The 19,183-nt window shown below is 62.4% G+C and carries 22 protein-coding genes; 9 read left to right on the forward strand and 13 right to left on the reverse strand.

Annotated elements, in window-relative coordinates:
* The first annotated feature begins 25 nt into the window (after positions 1 to 25).
* Positions 26 to 394 carry an EthD domain-containing protein gene (locus B8784_RS09110; RefSeq protein ID WP_084397629.1) on the forward strand — a complete coding sequence of 123 codons (369 nt, stop codon included), beginning with the start codon at positions 26 to 28 and terminating at the stop codon, positions 392 to 394.
* On the opposite strand, the gene B8784_RS09115 is transcribed toward B8784_RS09110, so the two are convergent.
* Both B8784_RS09115 and B8784_RS09120 read right to left on the reverse strand, forming a co-directional pair.
* Complete coding sequence (locus B8784_RS09115; RefSeq protein ID WP_143435392.1) at positions 395 to 820, reverse strand: hypothetical protein; 426 nt, start codon at positions 818 to 820, stop codon at positions 395 to 397. It lies immediately after the preceding gene.
* A 102-nt stretch (positions 821 to 922) separates the two neighbouring features.
* On the reverse strand, positions 923 to 2,134 hold the full coding sequence (locus B8784_RS09120; RefSeq protein WP_084397633.1) for an NADP-dependent isocitrate dehydrogenase: 1,212 nt from the start codon (positions 2,132 to 2,134) through the stop codon (positions 923 to 925).
* 149 nt (positions 2,135 to 2,283) lie between these two features.
* Here B8784_RS09120 and B8784_RS09125 point away from each other — a divergent pair, with 149 nt between their 5' ends.
* Both B8784_RS09125 and B8784_RS09130 read left to right on the forward strand, forming a co-directional pair.
* Positions 2,284 to 3,693, forward strand: coding sequence for a hypothetical protein (locus B8784_RS09125; protein ID WP_143435393.1), 1,410 nt, complete (start codon positions 2,284 to 2,286; stop codon positions 3,691 to 3,693).
* Positions 3,690 to 4,442, forward strand: a complete 753-nt coding sequence (locus B8784_RS09130) for an RNA methyltransferase (RefSeq protein WP_084397637.1) — start codon at positions 3,690 to 3,692, stop codon at positions 4,440 to 4,442. The genes B8784_RS09125 and B8784_RS09130 overlap by 4 nt, the downstream gene beginning before the upstream one ends.
* Here the strand turns inward: B8784_RS09130 and B8784_RS09135 are convergent.
* On the reverse strand, positions 4,439 to 5,137 hold the full coding sequence (locus tag B8784_RS09135; protein ID WP_084397639.1) for a helix-turn-helix transcriptional regulator: 699 nt from the start codon (positions 5,135 to 5,137) through the stop codon (positions 4,439 to 4,441). The genes B8784_RS09130 and B8784_RS09135 overlap by 4 nt on opposite strands.
* Before the next feature lie 91 nt (positions 5,138 to 5,228).
* Between B8784_RS09135 and B8784_RS09140 the strand changes: the two genes are divergently transcribed.
* Positions 5,229 to 5,954, forward strand: a complete 726-nt coding sequence (locus tag B8784_RS09140; protein ID WP_158085641.1) for a glutathione S-transferase family protein — start codon at positions 5,229 to 5,231, stop codon at positions 5,952 to 5,954.
* 12 nt (positions 5,955 to 5,966) lie between these two features.
* Here the strand turns inward: B8784_RS09140 and B8784_RS09145 are convergent, their stop codons facing one another.
* Positions 5,967 to 6,443, reverse strand: coding sequence for a TIGR02301 family protein (locus tag B8784_RS09145; protein ID WP_084397642.1), 477 nt, complete (start codon positions 6,441 to 6,443; stop codon positions 5,967 to 5,969).
* 126 nt (positions 6,444 to 6,569) lie between these two features.
* On the opposite strand from B8784_RS09145, the gene B8784_RS09150 reads away from it, so the two are divergent.
* Positions 6,570 to 7,421: a D-2-hydroxyacid dehydrogenase gene (locus tag B8784_RS09150; protein WP_158085642.1), complete on the forward strand. Its 852-nt coding sequence runs from the start codon at positions 6,570 to 6,572 to the stop codon at positions 7,419 to 7,421.
* Between the two features lie 43 nt (positions 7,422 to 7,464).
* Positions 7,465 to 8,721, forward strand: a complete 1,257-nt coding sequence (locus B8784_RS09155; protein ID WP_084397647.1) for a mechanosensitive ion channel family protein — start codon at positions 7,465 to 7,467, stop codon at positions 8,719 to 8,721.
* Between the two features lie 15 nt (positions 8,722 to 8,736).
* Here the strand turns inward: B8784_RS09155 and B8784_RS09160 are convergent, their stop codons facing one another.
* The 4 genes from B8784_RS09160 to B8784_RS09175 all read right to left on the reverse strand — a co-directional run bounded on the left by B8784_RS09160 (position 8,737) and on the right by B8784_RS09175 (position 11,243).
* On the reverse strand, positions 8,737 to 9,036 hold the full coding sequence (locus B8784_RS09160) for a hypothetical protein (RefSeq protein WP_143435394.1): 300 nt from the start codon (positions 9,034 to 9,036) through the stop codon (positions 8,737 to 8,739).
* Between the two features lie 73 nt (positions 9,037 to 9,109).
* On the reverse strand, positions 9,110 to 9,799 hold the full coding sequence (locus B8784_RS09165) for a molecular chaperone DjiA (RefSeq protein ID WP_084397750.1): 690 nt from the start codon (positions 9,797 to 9,799) through the stop codon (positions 9,110 to 9,112).
* Positions 9,800 to 9,917: 118 nt separating this feature from the next.
* Positions 9,918 to 10,793 carry an ion transporter gene (locus B8784_RS09170; RefSeq protein WP_084397651.1) on the reverse strand — a complete coding sequence of 292 codons (876 nt, stop codon included), beginning with the start codon at positions 10,791 to 10,793 and terminating at the stop codon, positions 9,918 to 9,920.
* Positions 10,794 to 10,859: 66 nt separating this feature from the next.
* A complete protein-coding gene (locus B8784_RS09175) occupies positions 10,860 to 11,243 on the reverse strand; it encodes a YybH family protein (protein WP_233356041.1) in 384 nt (127 codons plus the stop codon).
* Between the two features lie 204 nt (positions 11,244 to 11,447).
* Between B8784_RS09175 and B8784_RS09180 the strand changes: the two genes are divergently transcribed.
* Both B8784_RS09180 and queF read left to right on the forward strand, forming a co-directional pair.
* On the forward strand, positions 11,448 to 12,485 hold the full coding sequence (locus B8784_RS09180) for a calcium/sodium antiporter (RefSeq protein WP_233356042.1): 1,038 nt from the start codon (positions 11,448 to 11,450) through the stop codon (positions 12,483 to 12,485).
* A gap of 9 nt (positions 12,486 to 12,494) precedes the next feature.
* A complete protein-coding gene (gene queF, locus B8784_RS09185; protein WP_084397656.1) occupies positions 12,495 to 12,959 on the forward strand; it encodes a preQ(1) synthase in 465 nt (154 codons plus the stop codon).
* On the opposite strand, the gene B8784_RS09190 is transcribed toward queF, so the two are convergent.
* On the reverse strand, positions 12,956 to 14,671 hold the full coding sequence (locus B8784_RS09190) for an alkaline phosphatase D family protein (RefSeq protein WP_084397658.1): 1,716 nt from the start codon (positions 14,669 to 14,671) through the stop codon (positions 12,956 to 12,958). The genes queF and B8784_RS09190 overlap by 4 nt on opposite strands.
* An 84-nt stretch (positions 14,672 to 14,755) precedes the next feature.
* Here B8784_RS09190 and B8784_RS09195 point away from each other — a divergent pair, with 84 nt between their 5' ends.
* The gene (locus B8784_RS09195; RefSeq protein WP_084397660.1) at positions 14,756 to 15,763 is read left to right on the forward strand and encodes an RluA family pseudouridine synthase; all 1,008 of its coding nucleotides are present in this window, start codon (positions 14,756 to 14,758) and stop codon (positions 15,761 to 15,763) included.
* A gap of 5 nt (positions 15,764 to 15,768) precedes the next feature.
* Here the strand turns inward: B8784_RS09195 and ald are convergent, their stop codons facing one another.
* From ald to pstB, 4 genes are all read right to left on the reverse strand, one after another.
* Positions 15,769 to 16,890: an alanine dehydrogenase gene (ald, locus tag B8784_RS09200; protein ID WP_084397661.1), complete on the reverse strand. Its 1,122-nt coding sequence runs from the start codon at positions 16,888 to 16,890 to the stop codon at positions 15,769 to 15,771.
* Between the two features lie 92 nt (positions 16,891 to 16,982).
* Positions 16,983 to 17,669 carry a phosphate regulon transcriptional regulator PhoB gene (gene phoB, locus B8784_RS09205; protein ID WP_084397662.1) on the reverse strand — a complete coding sequence of 229 codons (687 nt, stop codon included), beginning with the start codon at positions 17,667 to 17,669 and terminating at the stop codon, positions 16,983 to 16,985.
* A complete protein-coding gene (phoU, locus tag B8784_RS09210; protein WP_084397752.1) occupies positions 17,666 to 18,367 on the reverse strand; it encodes a phosphate signaling complex protein PhoU in 702 nt (233 codons plus the stop codon). The genes phoB and phoU overlap by 4 nt, the downstream gene beginning before the upstream one ends.
* A gap of 20 nt (positions 18,368 to 18,387) precedes the next feature.
* The gene (pstB, locus tag B8784_RS09215; RefSeq protein ID WP_233356055.1) at positions 18,388 to 19,152 is read right to left on the reverse strand and encodes a phosphate ABC transporter ATP-binding protein PstB; all 765 of its coding nucleotides are present in this window, start codon (positions 19,150 to 19,152) and stop codon (positions 18,388 to 18,390) included.
* Between the last annotated feature and the right edge of the window lie 31 nt (positions 19,153 to 19,183).

The following is a 19,183-nucleotide window of genomic DNA, read 5'->3' on the forward strand; positions in this document are numbered from 1 at the left end:
GCTCCTCCAAAACGGAGGAGACGCCATGATCAAGCTCACATTCTGCCTGCACCGCCTGCCGCATCTTTCGCGGGAGGCTTTCCAGACCTATTGGCGCGAAACGCATGCTCCGCTCGTCGCCCGGCATGCAAACACGCTCGGCATTGCCCGCTATGTGCAATCGCACGCGCTGACGCATGACTTCAATGGCGTGCTGAGAAACAGCCGCGAAGCGCCGGAGATGTATGACGGCATTGCCGAACTCTGGTGGGAAAGCTGGGACGCGCTGTTCAAGGCCGGGGAGAACCCTGGCAATGCCGAAGCCGGTGCCGCCCTCCTCGAGGACGAACGCAAATTCATCGACCTCAAGCGCTCGCCGCTCTGGTTCAATGAAGAGCACGTGATTGTCGGGTAATTACGGTCCGGGGCGCTCAGGCTTGCGGCATCCGTCCACAAGCCGCGCGCTGTTTTGATAACTCGGGGTGTCGGTCGGAACCCATGGCGCCTTGCAGACAAAGATGGTGGTTCGGACGCCCCCGTATTTCTCTCGTGCCTCGCGGCGCGCCTGGGTCAGGTCGGGCAGAGGGGCGGATGGCTCCAGCAGAACGATGGTGCATGTTTTCTGAGGCCCGGCCGTCTCGAAACAGTAGCGCACATTGATGTCGTAGCCGCAGACATTCGAGCGGGGCGCGCCCTCGCCAGGACGTTCCAGGCAATTGAGGCGATCGGCATGCTGGTCCGGGTTGGTGAAAACCGACAGGCAGAAGGCGCCGATGGTTACGCCCACGACAATCAGGCCAACCCTGACCGGGTGCGGGACGTGTCCAAGCAGATTTTTCAAGCCTGTTTCCCCCAGCTCTGCCGACATCAAGCCTGTTTCTCCGCAAAAGAAAAGCCCCGGCCGATTGGACCGGGGCTTCGTAATTTTGAAAAGGCTTGAGGCTTACGCCATGGCCTTTTCCAGGTTGGTGGCGACGGCTTCGAGGAAGCCTTCCGTCGTCAGCCAGTCCTGGCTCGGCCCGATGAGCAGGGCGAGGTCCTTGGTCATCTTGCCTTCTTCGACGGTCTCGATGACGACCTTTTCCAGCTTTTCGGCGAAGTCGGTGACGGCCGGCGTGTTATCGAGACGGCCGCGGTGGGCGAGGCCACGCGTCCAGGCGAAGATCGACGCGATCGAGTTGGTCGAGGTCGCTTCGCCCTTCTGGTGGTTGCGGTAGTGACGGGTCACCGTGCCGTGGGCGGCTTCGGCTTCGACCGTCTTGCCGTCCGGCGACATCAGCACCGAGGTCATCAGCCCCAGCGAGCCGAAGCCCTGGGCGACCGTGTCGGACTGGACGTCGCCGTCATAGTTCTTACAGGCCCAGACATAACCGCCCGACCATTTCATCGCCGCAGCGACCATGTCGTCGATCAGGCGGTGCTCATAGGTGCCGCCAAACTCCTTGAAGGCATCGGCGAACTCGTTGTCGAAGACTTCCTGGAACAGATCCTTGAAGCGGCCGTCATAGGCTTTCAGGATCGTGTTCTTGGTCGACAGGTAGACCGGCCACTTGCGGGTCAGGCCGAAGTTGAACGAGGCACGCGCGAAATCGCGGATCGACTCGTCCAGGTTGTACATACCCATGGCGACGCCGGAATCCTGGAAGTCATAGACCTCCTTCTCGATCTTCTCGCCGTCTTCACCTTCCCAGGTCATGGTCAGCTTGCCCGGGCCCGGCACGCGGAAATCGGTGGCGCGATACTGGTCGCCGAAGGCGTGACGGCCGATGACGATCGGCTGGGTCCAGCCCGGCACGAGACGCGGCACGTTGGAAATCACGATCGGCTCACGGAACACAACGCCACCCAGGATGTTACGGATGGTGCCGTTCGGGCTGCGCCACATTTGTTTCAGGCCGAACTCTTCAACGCGGGCTTCGTCCGGCGTGATGGTCGCGCACTTAACGCCGACGCCATATTCCTTGATGGCATTGGCAGCATCGACGGTGATCTGGTCGTCGGTTTCGTCGCGGCTTTCAATGCCGAGATCGTAGTATTTGAGGTCGACGTCGAGATAGGGGTGAATGAGCCGGTCTTTGATCATCTGCCAGATGATGCGGGTCATCTCGTCGCCATCGAGCTCGACGACGGGATTTTCGACCTTGATCTTTGCCATCGCGTGGAAGTCCTTTCGGTTGCACAGTTTTCTGGGCGGCTATAGCAGAAGGGTCTGAGAGGTCAAAAGCGACTTTCGGGCGCGCGGGGGAGACTCATGAGAGGTGGTCACCGATGAGCCGTTTAGTCTTTGTAATATCAATGTTTTTCTTGCCGCTTTCCGAGGCGGCAGTCGCACAGGCGAATCCCGAAAAAACAGTAGGGGCCGAAGCCGTTGCCGAAATCGGCCCGGATGAGAGCGGGAACTGGCGGGTCGAATACACCTTCGATACTCCCCAGAAAGTGCTCGCCTTCGCCCGCTCCGAGAGCGATTATCGCGATGCGACCTGGTTCGTTGAAGGCGACGGGGTGCGCTTTGGCCGGGTGGCCGGCGCCGATGTCATCGTCTTCGATGATCCGTCCAGGACGGTCGCCTTCAGCCTCATCCCGCTGACCAACAAGCCGGAGGCGGACTATACGCCTTTCGTGACCTTCGGGGATGGCGGGCTGGCGATCCATGAAGGCCAGTTCAGCCTCATTCCCTTTGAGAGCCGTGACGCGGTCGAAGCCCTGGACGGCGACCTGTCAGCCGCCGAGGTGCCGCAACTGCCCATGACCGTGCGGTTGTCCTCCGACAAGCCGATCATTGTCGATGGCGAGACTTATCAGGGGCAGGTCGAACACAGGCTCGAAGGTGACGGCACCTATATCTATATGGGCGATAGCGCGATCGAGTCCTTCGACAGCTTTACGGCCATCCTCGACCGGACGCTGCCGGAGTGGCTGCAATCGCGCTTCGACAGCGATCTCGAGGCGATCTTTGCCGGGCTGGAAGCGCGCTGGGGCTTTGGCCTCGAGGACAAGGCAAGCGTCATGCTCGCCTTCAAGGAGGGTCGCTCGGACGGGTTCTCCGCGACCGGCGAGGCGCTGGACCAGCTGCTGATGATGGAAGTCGGCGGCAAGGATCTCGCCGAACCGGGCTTCGACACGCTCTCCTATCTGCAATGGTTCTTCGCACACGAAGCCATCCACCTTTTCCAGAAACAGCGCGGTGTCGGGTTTGCCGGTGGCGGCGAGGCCTGGATCCATGAGGGCGCTGCGAACACCATGGCCTACAGCCTGATCGCGGACATGGTCGGGCCGGAAGACGGGCCGAAATTCCTTTCCGGGGTCTATGCCAATGCCTTCGAGACCTGTGTTGGCGCCCTGGAGAAGGGCTCTCTTGAAACCGCGCAGGAACGTGGTGACGCCTCTGCTCACTATGCCTGCGGGGATTTTATCGCTCTGGCGACGGACGGCTTTCTGCCGCGCCGCTCGCTTTACGATTTCTGGAACCGGCTGACGACGCTGGCCGCAGCCAATGACAAGACGCAGGTGGATGCGGACCTCTATTTCTCCACAGTGCAGCTGCTGGGCGTCCGGCGCAGTCAGCGCGACATGCTCCGTGAGATTGTCGAGGAAGAGCTGGACAATCCCCGAAAAGCCCTCACAGACTTGCTCGACGCGGCAGGGCTCGATCCGCAGTTCAATGACAAAGACCAGTTGATCAAACTGAACTGGCCCGACTATTCGGCGGAATGACCGAACCGAGACAACCCGCCATCATCCTCGCCGAACCCCAGCTGGGGGAGAATATCGGCGCAGCTGCTCGCGCCATGCTGAACTTCGGCCTGACCGAACTGCGTGTGGCGGCCCCGCGCGATGGCTGGCCCAATCCGGCTGCGGAGCCATTGGCGGCCGGGGCCTTCGATGCAGGCGTTACGGTGACGGCGTATGAGAGTGTCGAGGCGGCCTGCGCGGACCTTGGCTATCTCGTTGCGGCCACGGCCCGGCCGCGCGGCATGGAAAAGGCGGTGACGAATGCCAGCGGGGCGGTGGACCTGCTGGCCACCCAGACAGTGCCCACCGGCGTGCTCTTCGGCAGCGAGGCCCAAGGCCTCCACAATGACCATGTCGCGATGTGCGATGCGATCATGACCTATCCCGTCAATCCGGCCTTCGCCTCGCTCAATCTCTCGCAGGCCGTGGTCGTCTTCTCGCATGCCTGGGGCGAGGTGGCCGGACAGGCTGGCCGGTTCGAGGGGGCTAAAGCCGGCGTGGGCGATCCGGCCACCCGCGAAGAGCTGATCGGCATGTTCGAGCATTTCGAGGATGAGCTGGAGCGGGCCGGCTATTTCTATCCGCCGGACAAGACCCCGCTGATGACCCGCAATCTGCGCAACGCCTTCATCCGCGGCCAGTGGACGAGTCAGGAAGTGCGGACCTTTCGCGGCGCGGTAAAGGCGCTCGCCATCGGGCGCGGCAAGGCCCGCATCAAGCGGGACAACTAGCCCGCCTTCCGCTCACACTGGCGCTGCTCGTGCCATCGTGCACGCAGGTGGGAGACCCTTTCCGGAAACCGGATGTCCATGAGCTCGGCACGGGTGACCCGGTCGGTGCGAAAATGCCGGAAATCCCCGCGAAGCTCGCACCAGGCGCAGATCAGGCGCACGCTTTCCCAATAGGCGAGCAGGAAGGGCCAGATCGTGCGGGTCGAGGTCTTTCCGGCTTCGTCAATATAGTCGATATCAAGCTTCGATTGGGTCCGGATGGCATTTCGCACGAGGGAGACGTCGAAGCTGTCCTCGATGCGTGAGCCCGTCCAGGTCACAGGCTGAAGGGCGGCATCGACGATGACCGGTTCCAGTTCGGCCGGAATGACGCTTGAGAGTTTCGCGATGAGGTCTTCCGCTCCGCGTGCGAGCGCCTTGTCGCCACGCGCCGCGACCCATTTCGCGCCGAGCACGGCAGCTTCCAGCTCGTCTGCCGTGAGCATAAGCGGTGGCATGTCATAGCCGCGTTCCAGCACATAGCCGGTCCCGGCTTCCCCGCGCACAGGCACGCGCTGGGCGATGAGTTCGGCCATGTCGCGATAGAGCGTGCGCAGCGAGACTTCCAGTTCCTCCGCGAGCGCATGGCCCGTGACAGGCCGGCGTTTGCGGCGCAGGATCTGGATGATCCGGAAGAGGCGTTCGGCTCGTCTCATTCTTTTTTCGTTCTACTGACAGGCTGCTGACATCATGCTGTCAGCAGCCTTGATCTAGCAAGGGCTATCTCAAGCCGAAAAGGAGATGGCCATGACGACACTCTATGGATGGGGGCCGATGTTCGACTGCCCCTCACCGAGCCCCTATGTGATGAAGAGCGAGATCCAGTTGCAGATGCTGGATATCGAGTTCGACAGGGCATTCGCCGACCTGGATGCGGTCTCGAAGCACAAGGCGCCCTATGTCGAGGATGAGGGCGAGATCATCCAGGATTCCAATTTCATCCGGGCCCATTTCGAGCGGAAGACAGGACGCTCCCTGAATGACGGGCTCACCCCGCGCCAGCAGGCGCTCAGCTGGGCGCTGGAGCGGATGGTCGAGGGCCACCTGAATGCGGTGATGGCAGGTGAGCGCTGGCTGAATGATGCGAATTTCGAGAAAGGGCCTACCCTGTTTTTCGCCGATGTCACGGAGCCGCAGCGCCAGGCCGTCATCGACGAGATCCGCGAGGGCATGCGCAAGACGCGCTGGGAGTCGGGTATCGGGCGACACGCTCATGAAGAGCAGCTTCAGCTTGCGGCCTGGGACCTTGCGGCCATCGCCGCGCAGCTGGGCGAGCAGGCCTTCCTGCTTGGGGATGAGCCGACGGTTGCCGATGCGTCCGTTTCAGCGGTGCTGGTCTCGTGCGCAACGCCCTATTTCGAGACCCCGCTGGTCGATCTCGTCCAGTCCCATTCGAACCTGCCCGGCTATATCCGGCGGATGAAGGAATGCTACCTGCCGGAAGGCGTGTGGCCCGACCTGGTCATGGCGTAAACGGCTATGGCGTTACTGATCGGCGGTGTCCTCGCGCGCGCTCCTGGGCAGGTTTGCCTCGGCGAGCCCCCGCGCGAGGCGCTGGCCGGTCGAGGCATAGGTCTTCTCGGCTGACACCGCCCCTTCATCACAGCGGTTGCGGCGGCGGTTTTCGGACTGGAAACCGTCATTGAAGGCGTCCACCATGGAGGTCCGCAGGCGGCTGCGATAGGGCGCCTCGACGCCGAGCAGCTCCTGCATGTAGGCGCGCCAATACTGGTCATCCCGGCCATTGCACAGCAGACGGATGGCGTGGGCTGACCCGAGCGTCGAAGACAGCGCGATCACGTCGCGCAGATAGTCCTGCGTGCGCGTATCGCTGACATCATATTCCGGAACGTAATCACGATCATATTGGCGCTGAGACTGGCCATGCCCGGGCAGGGCTGGCAGGAAAGCCAGAGCGAGAATAAGCGAGAGGTAGCGCCAGTGTTCGAATGTCTTCTGCATCACACGACTTTCACGCGGCTCGAGCACAGGCTCAAGCCGTTTGCTGAACGAATATCACCTGTCACGGTCTCGGATAGTGGCGAAATCAGGCAGCCATGGGGCAAGCCTGCATCCAGGCCTGAGGCCATGATCGCTTATGGCACGGCAGATGTGTGGTTCGGAAAGGCGGTCCATATCTTCCCGCAATACCTGTATGACGCTGAGCGGCTGGTCTGGTTCCAGTCCACGGCTGCGGGACTGGAGCATCCGCTGCTCCAGAAGATCGGGCGCAAGGCCGAAGCCTATACTTCAAGCCATGCCCAGTCCGAGGCGCTGGCCGAGTGGGCGCTCTGGGCCGGCTTTGACTGGTTCGGCAAGGGCGCAGAGCGCCGTGCCGCCCAGGCCGAGCGTCAGTGGCGCACCATCCCATTCCGGGAGGTTCAGTCCACGCGCTGGCTGATCTACGGTTTCGGCCATATCGGTGAAGCGGCCGGCCGCCGGCTGAAGGGCCTCGGCGCTCATGTCACCGGGGTGCGCCGGTCCGACCAGGTGTCTCCCTTTGCCGACCGGATCCTTCATCCCAACGATGTCAGCGGGGACGAACTCGGCCAGGCCGATGTTGTCATGCTTTGCTGCCCGCATACGCCCGAAACCGAGAACCTCGCCAATGCAGACTTCTTCGCGGCCATGAAGGAGGGCAGCCTTTTCCTCAATCTCGGGCGTGGGGCACTCGTCGATGAGGACGCGCTTCTGGCCGCGCTCGACAAGGGTCGTCCGGCGCATGCCACGATTGATGTGACGCGCGAGGAGCCGCTGCCGGAAGACAATCCGATCTGGGGGCATCCAAACCTCACGCTGACCTGCCATACGTCTGCGATCACCCAGGACTCCAGCAAGCGCAATGATGAGCTGTTCCTGGAAAACCTCGGCCGGTTTCTCGATGGCGAAGTGCTTCGCAATCTCGTGGATGAGAGCGTCTTTTCCGGAGAGGCCGCCTAGAGGCGCTTGCCTGCTCCCGCGCGGCAGGCCTATCTAGTCGATAATGTCGACTCAGATGCCATTGGGGGGCCTGCTGCACGGGCTTCAGGTGCAGGAGACGAACCGTGCGCCGCGCTCCGAGCCTTTGGATGCGCTGAGCGATACTGCCGAGTCTGCCACCGAAGCCGCAAGCGAGTTTGCCACCTGGATCGCGTCCGGCTCGCGCGATGCGCTGGTCGCGCTGGCGCTGACCATCGGCATCACGATGGTCCTGTGGTTCATCCGCTGGGGCATCATCCGGCTGATCCTGCGCCTGCCGCGCAATGACGACTATTCCGTATCCGCCATCGTCAACCGTATCGTGCGGCGCTTCCGGCTCTATTTCATGGTGGCGACGGCGCTGGTCATAACCGACCGGATCATGGAACTGCCGTCGACCCTGTCGACGTTCACCCATGTCCTGTTCGTGATCACCGCGACGCTTCAGGCCGCGGAACTACTGCAGGAGGCGGCGGTTTCCTCCATCCGGCGCCAGGCCATCCGCAATCCGCAGGACGCCAGCACGCTCGCCTCGGCGGTGAACCTCATCAAATGGTTCATCAATGTCGTCATCTGGTCGTTCGCGCTCTTGCTCATCCTCGACAATATCGGGGCGAACGTCACCACGCTCATCGCGGGTCTCGGTATAGGCGGTATCGCAATCGGCCTGGCCGCCCAGGGCATGTTCCGGGATTTGTTTTCCTCGCTCTCCATCGTGCTCGACAAGCCGTTCCAGGTCGGTGACACGGTTCGCTATGACGATACCTGGGGCGATATCGAGGATATCGGCCTGAAGACGACACGTATCCGCTCGCGCAAGGGCGAGCAGATCATCATCTCGAACACGAATCTTCTGGAAAAAGAGATCCACAATATGCGGCGGATGACCCGCCGCCGCATCGAGCTCGATTTCAGCCTCATCTATCAGACGCCGCCGGATGTCGCAGACGCGATCCCGGGCATGGTGGCCGAACTGGTGAAGGAGATGCAGGGGGCGGCTTTCGACCGGTGCAGCATGGTGGCGTTCGGCAGGAGTTCGCTTGATTACGAACTGGTCTTCTATTCGCTCAATCCGGACTTCAACCGCTCCATGGCGCTACGCTCGAAAGTGCTGCTCGCCCTGTTCCGGAAGTTCGGTGAGGAAGGCATCAAATTCGCCTATCCGACGCAGACGCTCTATCTCAATGAGGCAGACAGCGCAGCGAAGCGCAGGGTCGAGGCCCAAAGCGCTGATGAAGCCCCGGTGTTCGAGGGGCCTCTCGATATCGAACCTGAAAGCTAGTCTTTGGGGGCCGGCTTATTCGACCGTCCAGCCACGGGCTGTGCGGTGGGCATCCAGCGTGATGCCGTCGGCTTCCGTGCGCGGAGACTTCGTCCGGCCCATGGAGACAGAGCGCGCGCCCGTGAGGCGCAGGAGCAGGGCGACCGTCGCAATGACCAGACCGATGGCTGCGGTCACCACGGCAATCATGCCGGCCATGACGATGATGGCGAGCGCCAGGATGCCGCGAAGACCCCAGCGGGCGCCTTCGCGTAGGGCATTGCCGACGCGGGCGAACAAGGATTCCATAGAAAGGGTGGAACGGGCTGCAGTCATCGTGTGTCTTTCTCCTGTCGGTCAAAGATGAGGGTGGCAGGCGGGAAGGTCAATCGCCAATCCGTAAATGCCCTCAGTTCGTCGCAATCAGGCCGCGTTCTGCTCGAATTCTGGCATAGGCGCCGGTGATGGCGGCGGCCTTGTCGTGGGCTGCGGACTCGAACTCCCGCGGGGCCCCGTTGCCGACGATCCGGTCGGGGTGATTGTCCGCCATGAGCTTGCGATAGGCGCGCCGGATCACGTCGAAATCGGCATCATGGGCGACGCCGAGGATGTGGTAGGGGTCATCGCGCTCGGGCCCGAGATGGCTCGCCCGGATGCGCCGGAAGGTCGTCTCGTCGAAGCCGAAGTTCTCTGCGACTGTCCGGAGATACTGCAGTTCGTCGTCGGTGATGGCGCCGTCGGCCCCCGCGATCATGAACAGCCCGTCGAGGACGCCTTCCAGCAGACAGGGGCGGTGGCTGTATTTCCGGCCGATCTTGCGGGCATAGGCTTCGTAGCCGCGCACCGTCTGACGTGCGATGTTGAAAACGCGGCGGACATTGTCAGCATCTTCCGGGGCCGCCCGGAAGACGCGCGAGAAGACCATGATCTCATTGTCGCTCACCCGTCCGTCGGCAGCCGCCATCTTGGCGCCCAGCCCGATCACGGCGGCGGTGAAGCCGACATCATTGGGATCCGGCGCGCAGCCGGGCTCGCCCGACTCCGGCTCATTGTCCGCGGAATCGGTGTCAAACAGGCGCCGGCCGCCATCTATCAACATCTGCCATAGGCTCATCGTCGAACAACCATAGCGGGTTTTGTGAACAAAATCAGGTCGAACTGCTCAATTGCGTTGCGACAAAAGTTCAACAGTCGGTGAAGACATAGGTTTCAAAAGTCTAATCGCGGGCGCGGTTTTCCTGTACGGCAGCGCGCAGTTCGGCCATTTCGCTCCTTAGTGAGGCGAGCAGGGCCAGGATCTCGTCACGCTCCTCCTCGGCATGTTCGACATCTTCCTCAATGTCCTCCAGAAGGTCTGTCGTGGCGGCTTTCTGCTCGGCTGCGAGCGCGTCCACGACGAGAGCGATGAACAGGTTGAGGACGGCGAAACTCGCCACGAAGATGAAGGTCAGGAAGAAGAGCGGCGCCCAGGGGTGGCCGTCATCGATCACCTTCTGGACCACTTCGAAGCGCCATCCATCCATGGTCATGACCTGGAACAGCGAGAAGGCCGAGCGCGGCAGGTCACCGAAGAGCTGCTGGACCTCTTCATTCGTGCTGTTGCCATACATGTTGGTCGCCATGACGGCGTAGACATAAGTCAGCAGCGAGAGCACCGCGACGATGGCGCCCATGCCCGGAAGCGCCTTGAGCAGGGCTTCGGTAATCCGCTTCATCATCGGGACCACGTGCAGGAGCCGCAGCACCCGGAGCACACGCAGGGCGCGCAGCACCGAAAATGCCACCCCGCCCGGCACCAGTGAAATGCCGACGACGATGAAGTCGAACCAGTTCCAGCCCGAGCGGAAGAAGTCGAAACGGTACACAATGAGCTTGAGCGAGATTTCCAGGACGAAGGCCAGCGTGATGGCATGGTCCAGCATCTGGAGGGTTTTCACGGTCGGTGGCGACATGAATTCCGAATAGGTCAGCACGCCGAGAATGATCGCATTGATGATGATCAGGCTGGTGATGAGGTTCCTGAACCAGGTGCTCTCAATCGCCGCTTCCAGCCCGGAATTGCTCGTCGTCTCGTCGAGTGTCGCACGCGCCATGATCCCCTCCGCTTTGTTCCCCCGGACCCCTCACAGCCCTGTCTCATACCGCCATCTCCGGCGGGATCAATCGGCAGAGGTCGTGGTGTCGCTCACAATTTTCCAATTGCCGTCGATGCGGCGGAAAATGAGGGTGAAGAGGCCGGACGGGGCATCGTTTTCCCGGGTCAGTTGCCACCGGCCATGCACCACGGCAGCTTCCGGGCCGAGGCGGACAATTTCCAGCTCCTCGAAGTCAAGCAAGCCCATCGCGGCCCGGTCGGTATAGCGTGTGCGATAGCGCTCAAGCGTTTTCCAGTAGCCGCGCACGACCGATCCGCCGGAGGCAAAGCGCAACTCAGGCGATTGCCAGTAGCCTTCCATAAATCTCTCGATGTCGCCCGCATCCCAGGCGGCATCCTGTTGCGCCAGGACGGCGCGAATCTCTGCTTCCGCCTCATCGGTAGCCATGTCGGAGCTCGCAGGCCCGGCTGCCTGACAAGCGGCGGGGACCAAAAGCGCAAGGGCGGCAAGGCCGTAACTGATTTGCTGCATGGATCGCTTCTTCCTTTCAGGGCGTGAGTGTAAGCCATCGAGACCGCATGGAAACCAGTTTGGACGCAAAGGGTCTCCCGGGCTAGAGAAGTAGGCAAACGGGTTGAGGACGAATCTCTCATGATGATGATGGCGCTGATTGTTGGCGGGCTGATGCTGCTTCTGGCGGGCGGCGAAGTCCTGGTGCGCGGGTCTGTCGGCGTGGCCCGCAAGCTGGGCATGTCGGAACTGATGATCGGGCTGACACTGGTCGGCTTCGGCACCTCCATGCCCGAAATGGTTACCAGCCTTCAGGCGCTTTCCGACGGCGCAGTGGGGATTTCGGTCGGCAATGTGATCGGGTCGAATATCGCGAATGTGCTGCTCGTTGTCGGGGCTGCCTGCCTGATCTCGCCAATCGTTATCAATCTTCGGGCGCTGAGCCGGGATGGCCTTGTCATGATTGCGGCCACGATCCTGTTTGCCGGTGTCCTCTGGTTTGACGGGTTCACCCGGCCCATGGGCATCCTCTTTGTCGTCCTGCTCCTCATCTATCTCGCTGTCTCGGTCGTGCTCGACCAGCGGAAAGGCTCGCCTGTCGCTGCCGTGCATAGCGGTGAAGCGGAAACCGTTGAGACGCACGAGCCGCTCTGGCTCGCCTTGTTGCTGGCCGTGGGCGGCATTGCGGGGGTGATCCTCGGCGCGCGGATGCTCGTCACCGGTGGCGCCGAGCTCGCGCGCACGGTCGGGATTTCCGAAACCGTGATCGGCATTTCCATCGTCGCGATCGGAACCAGCCTGCCGGAACTCGTCACCTCGATTGTATCGGCGGCAAAAGGCCGGGCCGATGTGGCGCTCGGCAATGTGATCGGCTCCAACGTCTTCAACATTCTCGGCATCATGGGCGTATCGGCGGCGGTCTATCCGTTCAGCATCGTCTCCGGTCCGTCCTCGGCGGCGGGCGACAAGCCCCTGGATGTTGCCGCCCTGAGCTATGGGCCGGGCGAGAGCCTCATCTCGATGCAGGACATGGGCGCGCTGGCGCTCTCGGTCTTCCTGCTGATCCTGTTCGCCTGCACCGAACGCAAGATTGCGCGCTGGGAAGGGGCCGTTCTCCTGGCCGGTTACGCGCTCTACATGGCGTTCAGTTTCGATCTTATTCCGCGTTTCACAGGCTAGGAGGCCTCCTTGTCAGAAGACATCTATTCCGGTCTGGACCAGCTCGGCCATTCGAGTGCGATCCCCGCCTCTCCGGAGGAGGCGACCCTGGAGCGCGTGGCGAACCCGCATGCCGACACGCTCTACCTCGCCCGGTTCACCGCGCCGGAGTTTACTTCGCTCTGTCCGGTAACGGGCCAGCCCGATTTCGCGCATATCGTGATCGATTATGCGCCCGGCGACTGGTTGGTCGAAAGCAAGAGCCTGAAGCTCTATCTCACCTCGTTTCGCAATCACGGCGCCTTTCACGAAGACTGCACGGTGGCCATCGGCAAGCGGCTGGTCGGGCTGCTCGAGCCGAAATGGTTGCGCATCTACGGCTACTGGTATCCGCGCGGCGGCATCCCGATCGACGTCTTCTGGCAGTCCGGGCCGCTTCCGGAGGGGCTGTATGTTCCCGAGACCGGCGTTCCGTCCTATCGCGGCCGCGGCTAGGCGGTCTGGGCGGCGAGGGCCGTGATCCCGTCATCCTCACGGTGTGAGATGAAGCTCGCCACCTTGTCGGCGCGATAGGTTTCGCTCTCGATGGTCGAGACCTTGTAGTATTCCGAAGAGACGGTTTCCGGCGTCAGCGTGACGAGGATGTAGCCGTGCCCGTTCGGGTCGTACCAGTCGACATCCTCATTGGCCTCGGCGAAGAGCTCGCCCAGATTGGGGACATCGTTCACATATTTGCCCATGCCGGGTGAGGTGACCGAGGTGCAGCCGAATTCCACACCGCGCCGCGCGCCCGCCTTGTCATGCAGCGTGTTCGCCCAGGCCGTGTGTGTGTCGCCGGTAAAGGTCACGAGCCGGGCACTGGCCGCCGAGGCGTACGCATAGAGGCGCTCGCGTGCCGCCGGGAAGCCGTCCCAGGCATCGAGATTGAACGGCAGGCCCAGCTGGCTGAACGGGATCATGCCGGCGACATAACCTGTCTGGGCGGCCTGCTGTTCAGGGGTGAGCTTTTCCATCATGTTCGGCGGTTTCACCGTGGCGAGGATCACCTGATTGGCGAGCACTTGCCAGGCCTTGCCGGAGGCTGTCGATGTCTGCAGCCCCTTGTCGAGCCAGCCTTCCTGCACCTTGCCGAGCATGGTGCGGTTTTCGTCATTCACCCGTGCCATGACGGCTTGGGCTTTGGCCGGCACCTCTTCCGGGGCCACGCCGGCAAGTTCCGCGCCCCAGGCGATCTCTTCTGAGCGGCCGGTCAGGCGGGATTCAAGGCAGAAGACAGTGGCGACATCGCCAAAATCGAATTTCCGGTAGATGCCGGTAAAGGCCCGTCCGGCCTGCGGGTCGCGGACCGGCAGCCATTCCATATAGGCTTGGACGGCGGCCTGTTTGCGGTCGGTCCAGTTGCCCTCGGTTTCGGGCTGGTGGTTTTCCGCACCCGTGCGGTAGGAATTGTTGGCGCTTTCGTGATCGTCCCAGGTGCAAAGCCAGGGCGCGGCAGCGTGCGCGGCCTGCAGCATGGGATCGCGCTTGTACTGGGCGTGGCGCATCCGATAATCGCCTAGCGTGACGATTTCCATCGGCGGCTCATGATTACGGCCAAGGGCCTGGCCGATCTCGCCGCCATACCCGTCGACGCCGTATTCGTAGATATAGTCGCCAAGATGGATGACTGCGTCGAGATCGGTGCGCTTGGCGATGTCGTCATAGACGTTGAAATAGCCGAACGGGAAGTTCGAGCAGGAAATGACCGCGAATTTGACCGGCGCCGCGCCCGATGCGGCGAGCGTTTTCGTCCGCCCAATGGGAGAGACGATATCGCCAGCCGTGGTCCTGGCGGCGAACTGGTAGAAATACTCTGTGCCCGCTTCAAGGCCGTCAGCATCCACCTTCACGGTGAAGTCACGGCCAGGCGCGGCTTCGGCCGGCGTCTGGCTGACAATGTCGCTCATGTCGCGGTCGCGCGCCACGATCAGGCTGACCGGGATGGGCGAGGTCGTCTCTTCATCGGCGGGCGTAACCCGCGTCCAGAGGATCACCCGATCGGTGAGCGGATCGCCGGAAGCGACACCATGATCGAAGCGCGCTTCGCCGGCAAAGGCCGGGCGGGTGTCGGCCAGCGGATTGTCGCCTGTGCCCTGGGTCGCGCATGCGGCCAGGCCGGCTGCGCCTGCGCCAAAGCCGAGGAAATGACGCCTGGAAATCTTGCTCATGGTTCGCTGCTCCTCCCGAAAAACAGTCTTCTCTTATGCCAACATCATGACGAATCCGCGAAACCCGGTCTATAAGCTGCAGCGATGAGCAAGCTGACCGCCACTGCCGCACCGGGTGACAACGGAACCCGGCTTGACCGTTTCCTGTCCGAACAGTTTCCGGACCTGTCGCGGTCGCGCGCCAAGGCGCTGGTGAAGGAGGGGGCGGTAACGGTGAATGGGGCGGTCTCCGACGACCCGAAAGCCGCCGTGCGCCCGGGCGTGACTTATGAGCTCGACATGCCGCCGCCTGTTCCGGCCACGCCGGAGCCGGAGGACATTCCGCTCGATGTCCTGTTCGAGGACGAGCATCTCATCCTCGTCAACAAGCCGGCCGGCATGGCCGTGCACCCGGCGCCGGGCAGCTGGCAGGGCACGCTGGTCAATGCGCTGCTGCATCACTGCAAGGGTGAGCTGCCGGGCATTGGCGGGGTCGAGCGCCCCGGCATCGTACACCGGATCGACAAGAACACGACCGGCGTGCTGGCTGTTGCCAAGACCGAAGCTGCTCATGCCGGCCTGTCGAAGCTGTTCAAGGCGCACGATATCGACCGGACCTATCTGGCCCTTACGCGCGGGGCGCCGCGCCCTCTGGTGGGCAGTGTCGACATGGCGATTGCGCGCTCGACAGCCGACCGCAAGAAGATGGCCGTGGTGCGCGACGAAGAGAGCGATGCGGGCCGTCATGCGGTCACCCATTACCGTGCGCTGGAAACCTTCGGGGAGCTGGACAAGGGCACGGGGCTTCCTGCGGCGGCCTTGATGGAATGCCGGCTGGAAACGGGGCGGACCCACCAGATCCGCGTGCACATGGCGCATATCGGCGCGCCGCTGATCGGCGATCCCACCTATGCGCGTCATCGTGGCATCAAGGCGTATGGCTCAGGTGAGGCGTTCAGGGAGGCGACGACGCTGGCGCGGCAGTTCGACCGTCAGGCCCTGCATGCCGCGAGCCTCGGTTTCGTCCATCCGGTCACGGGAGAGAAGGTCTTCGCCGAAGCGCCCCTGCCGGCCGATATGGCAGACCTGCTGGCGGCGCTTCGCGCGATGTAAGGGCTTCAGACCTGCGGCTTGAACCAGCCGGGCAGCTTGTAGGTCATGCCGAGATCTTTCGCGACAGGCTCATGCGTGATGTGGCCTTCAGCGACCGTCAGGCCATTGGCGAGGTGGACATTCTCGTTCAGCGCCGCATGCGTGCCCTTGTTCGCGATCTGCATCACGAAGGGCAGGGTGGCATTGTTCAGCGCATAGGTGGACGTGCGCGGGACGGCGCCCGGCATGTTTGCGACGCAATAGTGCAGGATGCCGTCGACATCATAGATCGGATCTTCATGCGTCGTCGGATGCGAGGTCTCGAAACAGCCGCCCTGGTCGATGGCGATGTCGACAAGCACGGCGCCCGGTTTCATCGTCTTCAGCTGTTCGCGCGAAATGAGCTTCGGGGCCGAGGCGCCCGGAATGAGAACGGCGCCGATCACGAGATCAGCTTCCTTGACGGCGGCATCAAGCGCGGCCTTGGTTGAGAACATCGTCTTCACGAGGCCGTTGAACTGACCGTCCAGCTCCGCGAGGCGGTTATTGTTGCGATCGAAGATGGTGACATCGGCGCGCATGCCGACAGCAATTTCCGCGGCATTCGTGCCGGAAACACCGCCGCCGACAATGATGACCTTGGCCGGTTGCGTACCCGGCACGCCGCCGAGTAGGAGGCCGCGGCCGCGTTTGGTGCGCATCAGCGCCCAGGCGGCAACCTGCATGGACATGCGCCCGGCGACCTGGCTCATCGGACGCAGCAGCGGCAGGCCCCCGGATGGTTCGGTCACCGTTTCATAGGCGATGGCCGTACAGCCAGACTTGATCAGACCTTCGGCCTGGACCGGGTCCGGGGCCAGGTGGAGGTAGGTGAAGAGGGTATGCTCAGGCGTCAGGCGCGCGGTTTCTTCCGGCTGCGGCTCTTTCACCTTCACGATGAGCTCGGCCGCCTTGAACACCTCGTCGGCATCGGCCGCGATCTTCGCGCCGACATCGGTGTAATGCTTGTCGATAAAGCCTGAGCCGGTACCAGCGCCTGCCTGGATGAAGACATCATGGCCGGCATTGACGAGATCACCGACACTCTCGGGGGTCAGCCCCACGCGAGATTCCTGTTTCTTGATCTCAGTCGGGACACCGATGCGCATGGGCTCTCTCCAGAAATAATGGCTTCAGTCTAGCCGTGCGGCTAGAAGCTTCTTGCCAAATTTGCAAGAGTTTCTGCCACAATCGTGCGGGGTCAGGAGCCCTTGAGGGAATATCCTGCCGAGCGGACCGTGCGGATCGGATCGTCGCCGCCCTGGCTCATCAGGGCCTTGCGCAGCCGGCCGACATGGACATCGACCGTGCGGGCCTCGACATAGACATCCGAGCCCCACACCCCGTCCAGCAGCTGCTCGCGCGAGAAGACGCGGCCCGGATGCTGGATGAAGTAGTCGAGCAGGCGGAATTCGGTCGGCCCCAGATGGATGTCGCGATTGTCGCGGCTGACGGTATGGGTGGTACGGTCGACAGTAATGTCGCCCACCGTGATCTTGTCTTCGACCAGGGCCGGGCGGATGCGGCGGAGCACGGCGCGCACACGGGCCATGAGCTCGGTCGTTGAGAAGGGCTTGGTGACATAGTCATCCGCCCCGGTATCGAGGCCGCGAATGCGGTCGCCTTCCTCGGAGCGCGCCGTCAGCATGATGACCGGCAGATTGGCGGTTTCGGGCTTGGAACGGATCCGCCGGCAGACCTCGATCCCCGGCACTTTGGGCAGCATCCAGTCGAGCAGCACAAGGTCGGGCACCCGCTCGTCCAACTGGATCATGGCTTCATCGCCATCCGGGGCGATGGTCGTATCATAGCCTTCGCGTTCAAGATTGTAGCGGAGGAGTTCGGCGACGGCCTTCTCATCTTCTGCAATCAGGACAAAGGGTTTCAACGCGAGCCTCCTTCGGCCTTGAGGCGCGCTTCGACATGGTCGCCGGTCGCTGTTTCGCCGGTGACCATGTAATAGACGGCCTTTGCAATATTGGTGGCGTGGTCCCCGATCCGTTCGAGGTTCTTCGCCATGAAGATCAGATGGGTGTTGGAGCCGATCTGGCGCGGATCCTCCATCATGTAGGTCAGCGTCTCACGGAAGAAGGACGTGTAGTGGTCGTCGATGTCATCGTCCATTTCGAGGACGGTGATCGCGGCCTTCACATCCTGGCGCAGATAGGCATCCAGCGCCATCTGCAGCTGTTGTGAGACGGCCTTGGACATCCGCTCGATGCCCTTGACGGCGGCGCGGTTCTCGTCGCCGGTCAGTTCCAGGCAGCGCTTGCCGATATTCTTGCAGAGATCGCCGATGCGCTCGATGTCGCCGGCGAGCTTCATCGCGCCCAACACGGCGCGCAGGTCGGCGGCCATCGGATGGCGCAGGGCAATCAGCCGGATGATGGCCTTCTCGGCCTCGGCTTCCAGCTCGTCGATGGACTCGTCGCGCTTGATGACCTGGCGGGCGAGTTCGAGATCGAACGTCACGACGGCCCGGCTGGCATCATTGATCATCGACTCTGCCAGCCCGCCCATACGCAGCAGGTTTGCGGAGAGATGCTCCAGTTCGTCGGTGAAGGCAGTGACAATGTGTTCTGACATGTATGGTTCGTTCCGGGCCATTATCCAAAGCGGCCTGTGATATAATCCTGTGTGCGGGTGTCTTCCGGATTGGTGAAGATCCGCTCGGTGTCCCCGTATTCTACCAGTTTCCCGAGATGGAAGAAGGCTGTGCGCTGCGAAACCCTCGCAGCCTGTTGCATTGAGTGCGTAACGATCACGATGCAGTAACGTTCGCGCAGTTCGTCGATCAGTTCCTCAATGCGCGCGGTGGCGATCGGGTCCAGCGCCGAGCAGGGCTCGTCCATCAGGATGACTTCCGGGCTGACGGCGATGGCGCGGGCGATGCACAGGCGCTGCTGCTGCCCGCCGGACAGCCCCGTGCCGGGCGCCGGGAGCCGGTCCTTCACCTCGTCCCAGAGGCCGGCCTTGCGAAGCGAGGATTCGACAATCTCGTCGAGTTCCGACTTGCTGCCCGCGAGACCGTGAATACGCGGGCCATAGGCGATGTTGTCATAGATCGATTTCGGGAACGGGTTCGGCTTCTGGAACACCATGCCGACGCGGGAGCGCAGCAGGACCGGGTCGATGGAATGATCGTTGATGTCGGCGCCGTCCATGAAGATCTTGCCGGTCACCTTTGCCGACTCGATCGTGTCGTTCATCCGGTTCATGCAGCGCAGGAAAGTGGACTTGCCACAGCCGGACGGGCCGATGAAGGACGTCACCGCCCGGTCTTGTATGGCCAGCGAGATATCGAAGATTGCCTGCTTGTCGTCATAGAAGACGTCGATGTTTCGGCAGTCCACTTTGATCATTTCGGCCATATTGGCAGCCCGTTCTGATTTATCGGTTTCG

This window comes from Henriciella aquimarina (assembly GCF_002088975.1).
GTDB lineage: Bacteria > Pseudomonadota > Alphaproteobacteria > Caulobacterales > Hyphomonadaceae > Henriciella > Henriciella aquimarina.

Bases quoted from the DNA above. Each gene is read 5' to 3' on its own strand.
- B8784_RS09110 (WP_084397629.1), top strand. From the start codon at position 26: ATGATCAAGCTCACATTCTGCCTGCACCGCCTGCCGCATCTTTCGCGG.
- B8784_RS09120 (WP_084397633.1), bottom strand. From the start codon at position 2,134: ATGGCAAAGATCAAGGTCGAAAATCCCGTCGTCGAGCTCGATGGCGAC.
- B8784_RS09130 (WP_084397637.1), top strand. From the start codon at position 3,690: ATGACCGAACCGAGACAACCCGCCATCATCCTCGCCGAACCCCAGCTG.
- B8784_RS09135 (WP_084397639.1), bottom strand. From the start codon at position 5,137: ATGAGACGAGCCGAACGCCTCTTCCGGATCATCCAGATCCTGCGCCGC.
- B8784_RS09140 (WP_158085641.1), top strand. From the start codon at position 5,229: ATGACGACACTCTATGGATGGGGGCCGATGTTCGACTGCCCCTCACCG.
- B8784_RS09145 (WP_084397642.1), bottom strand. From the start codon at position 6,443: ATGCAGAAGACATTCGAACACTGGCGCTACCTCTCGCTTATTCTCGCT.
- B8784_RS09150 (WP_158085642.1), top strand. From the start codon at position 6,570: ATGATCGCTTATGGCACGGCAGATGTGTGGTTCGGAAAGGCGGTCCAT.
- B8784_RS09155 (WP_084397647.1), top strand. From the start codon at position 7,465: ATGTCGACTCAGATGCCATTGGGGGGCCTGCTGCACGGGCTTCAGGTG.
- B8784_RS09160 (WP_143435394.1), bottom strand. From the start codon at position 9,036: ATGACTGCAGCCCGTTCCACCCTTTCTATGGAATCCTTGTTCGCCCGC.
- B8784_RS09165 (WP_084397750.1), bottom strand. From the start codon at position 9,799: ATGTTGATAGATGGCGGCCGGCGCCTGTTTGACACCGATTCCGCGGAC.
- B8784_RS09170 (WP_084397651.1), bottom strand. From the start codon at position 10,793: ATGGCGCGTGCGACACTCGACGAGACGACGAGCAATTCCGGGCTGGAA.
- B8784_RS09175 (WP_233356041.1), bottom strand. From the start codon at position 11,243: ATGGCTACCGATGAGGCGGAAGCAGAGATTCGCGCCGTCCTGGCGCAA.
- B8784_RS09180 (WP_233356042.1), top strand. From the start codon at position 11,448: ATGATGATGATGGCGCTGATTGTTGGCGGGCTGATGCTGCTTCTGGCG.
- B8784_RS09190 (WP_084397658.1), bottom strand. From the start codon at position 14,671: ATGAGCAAGATTTCCAGGCGTCATTTCCTCGGCTTTGGCGCAGGCGCA.
- B8784_RS09195 (WP_084397660.1), top strand. From the start codon at position 14,756: ATGAGCAAGCTGACCGCCACTGCCGCACCGGGTGACAACGGAACCCGG.
- ald (WP_084397661.1), bottom strand. From the start codon at position 16,890: ATGCGCATCGGTGTCCCGACTGAGATCAAGAAACAGGAATCTCGCGTG.
- phoU (WP_084397752.1), bottom strand. From the start codon at position 18,367: ATGTCAGAACACATTGTCACTGCCTTCACCGACGAACTGGAGCATCTC.
- pstB (WP_233356055.1), bottom strand. From the start codon at position 19,152: ATGGCCGAAATGATCAAAGTGGACTGCCGAAACATCGACGTCTTCTAT.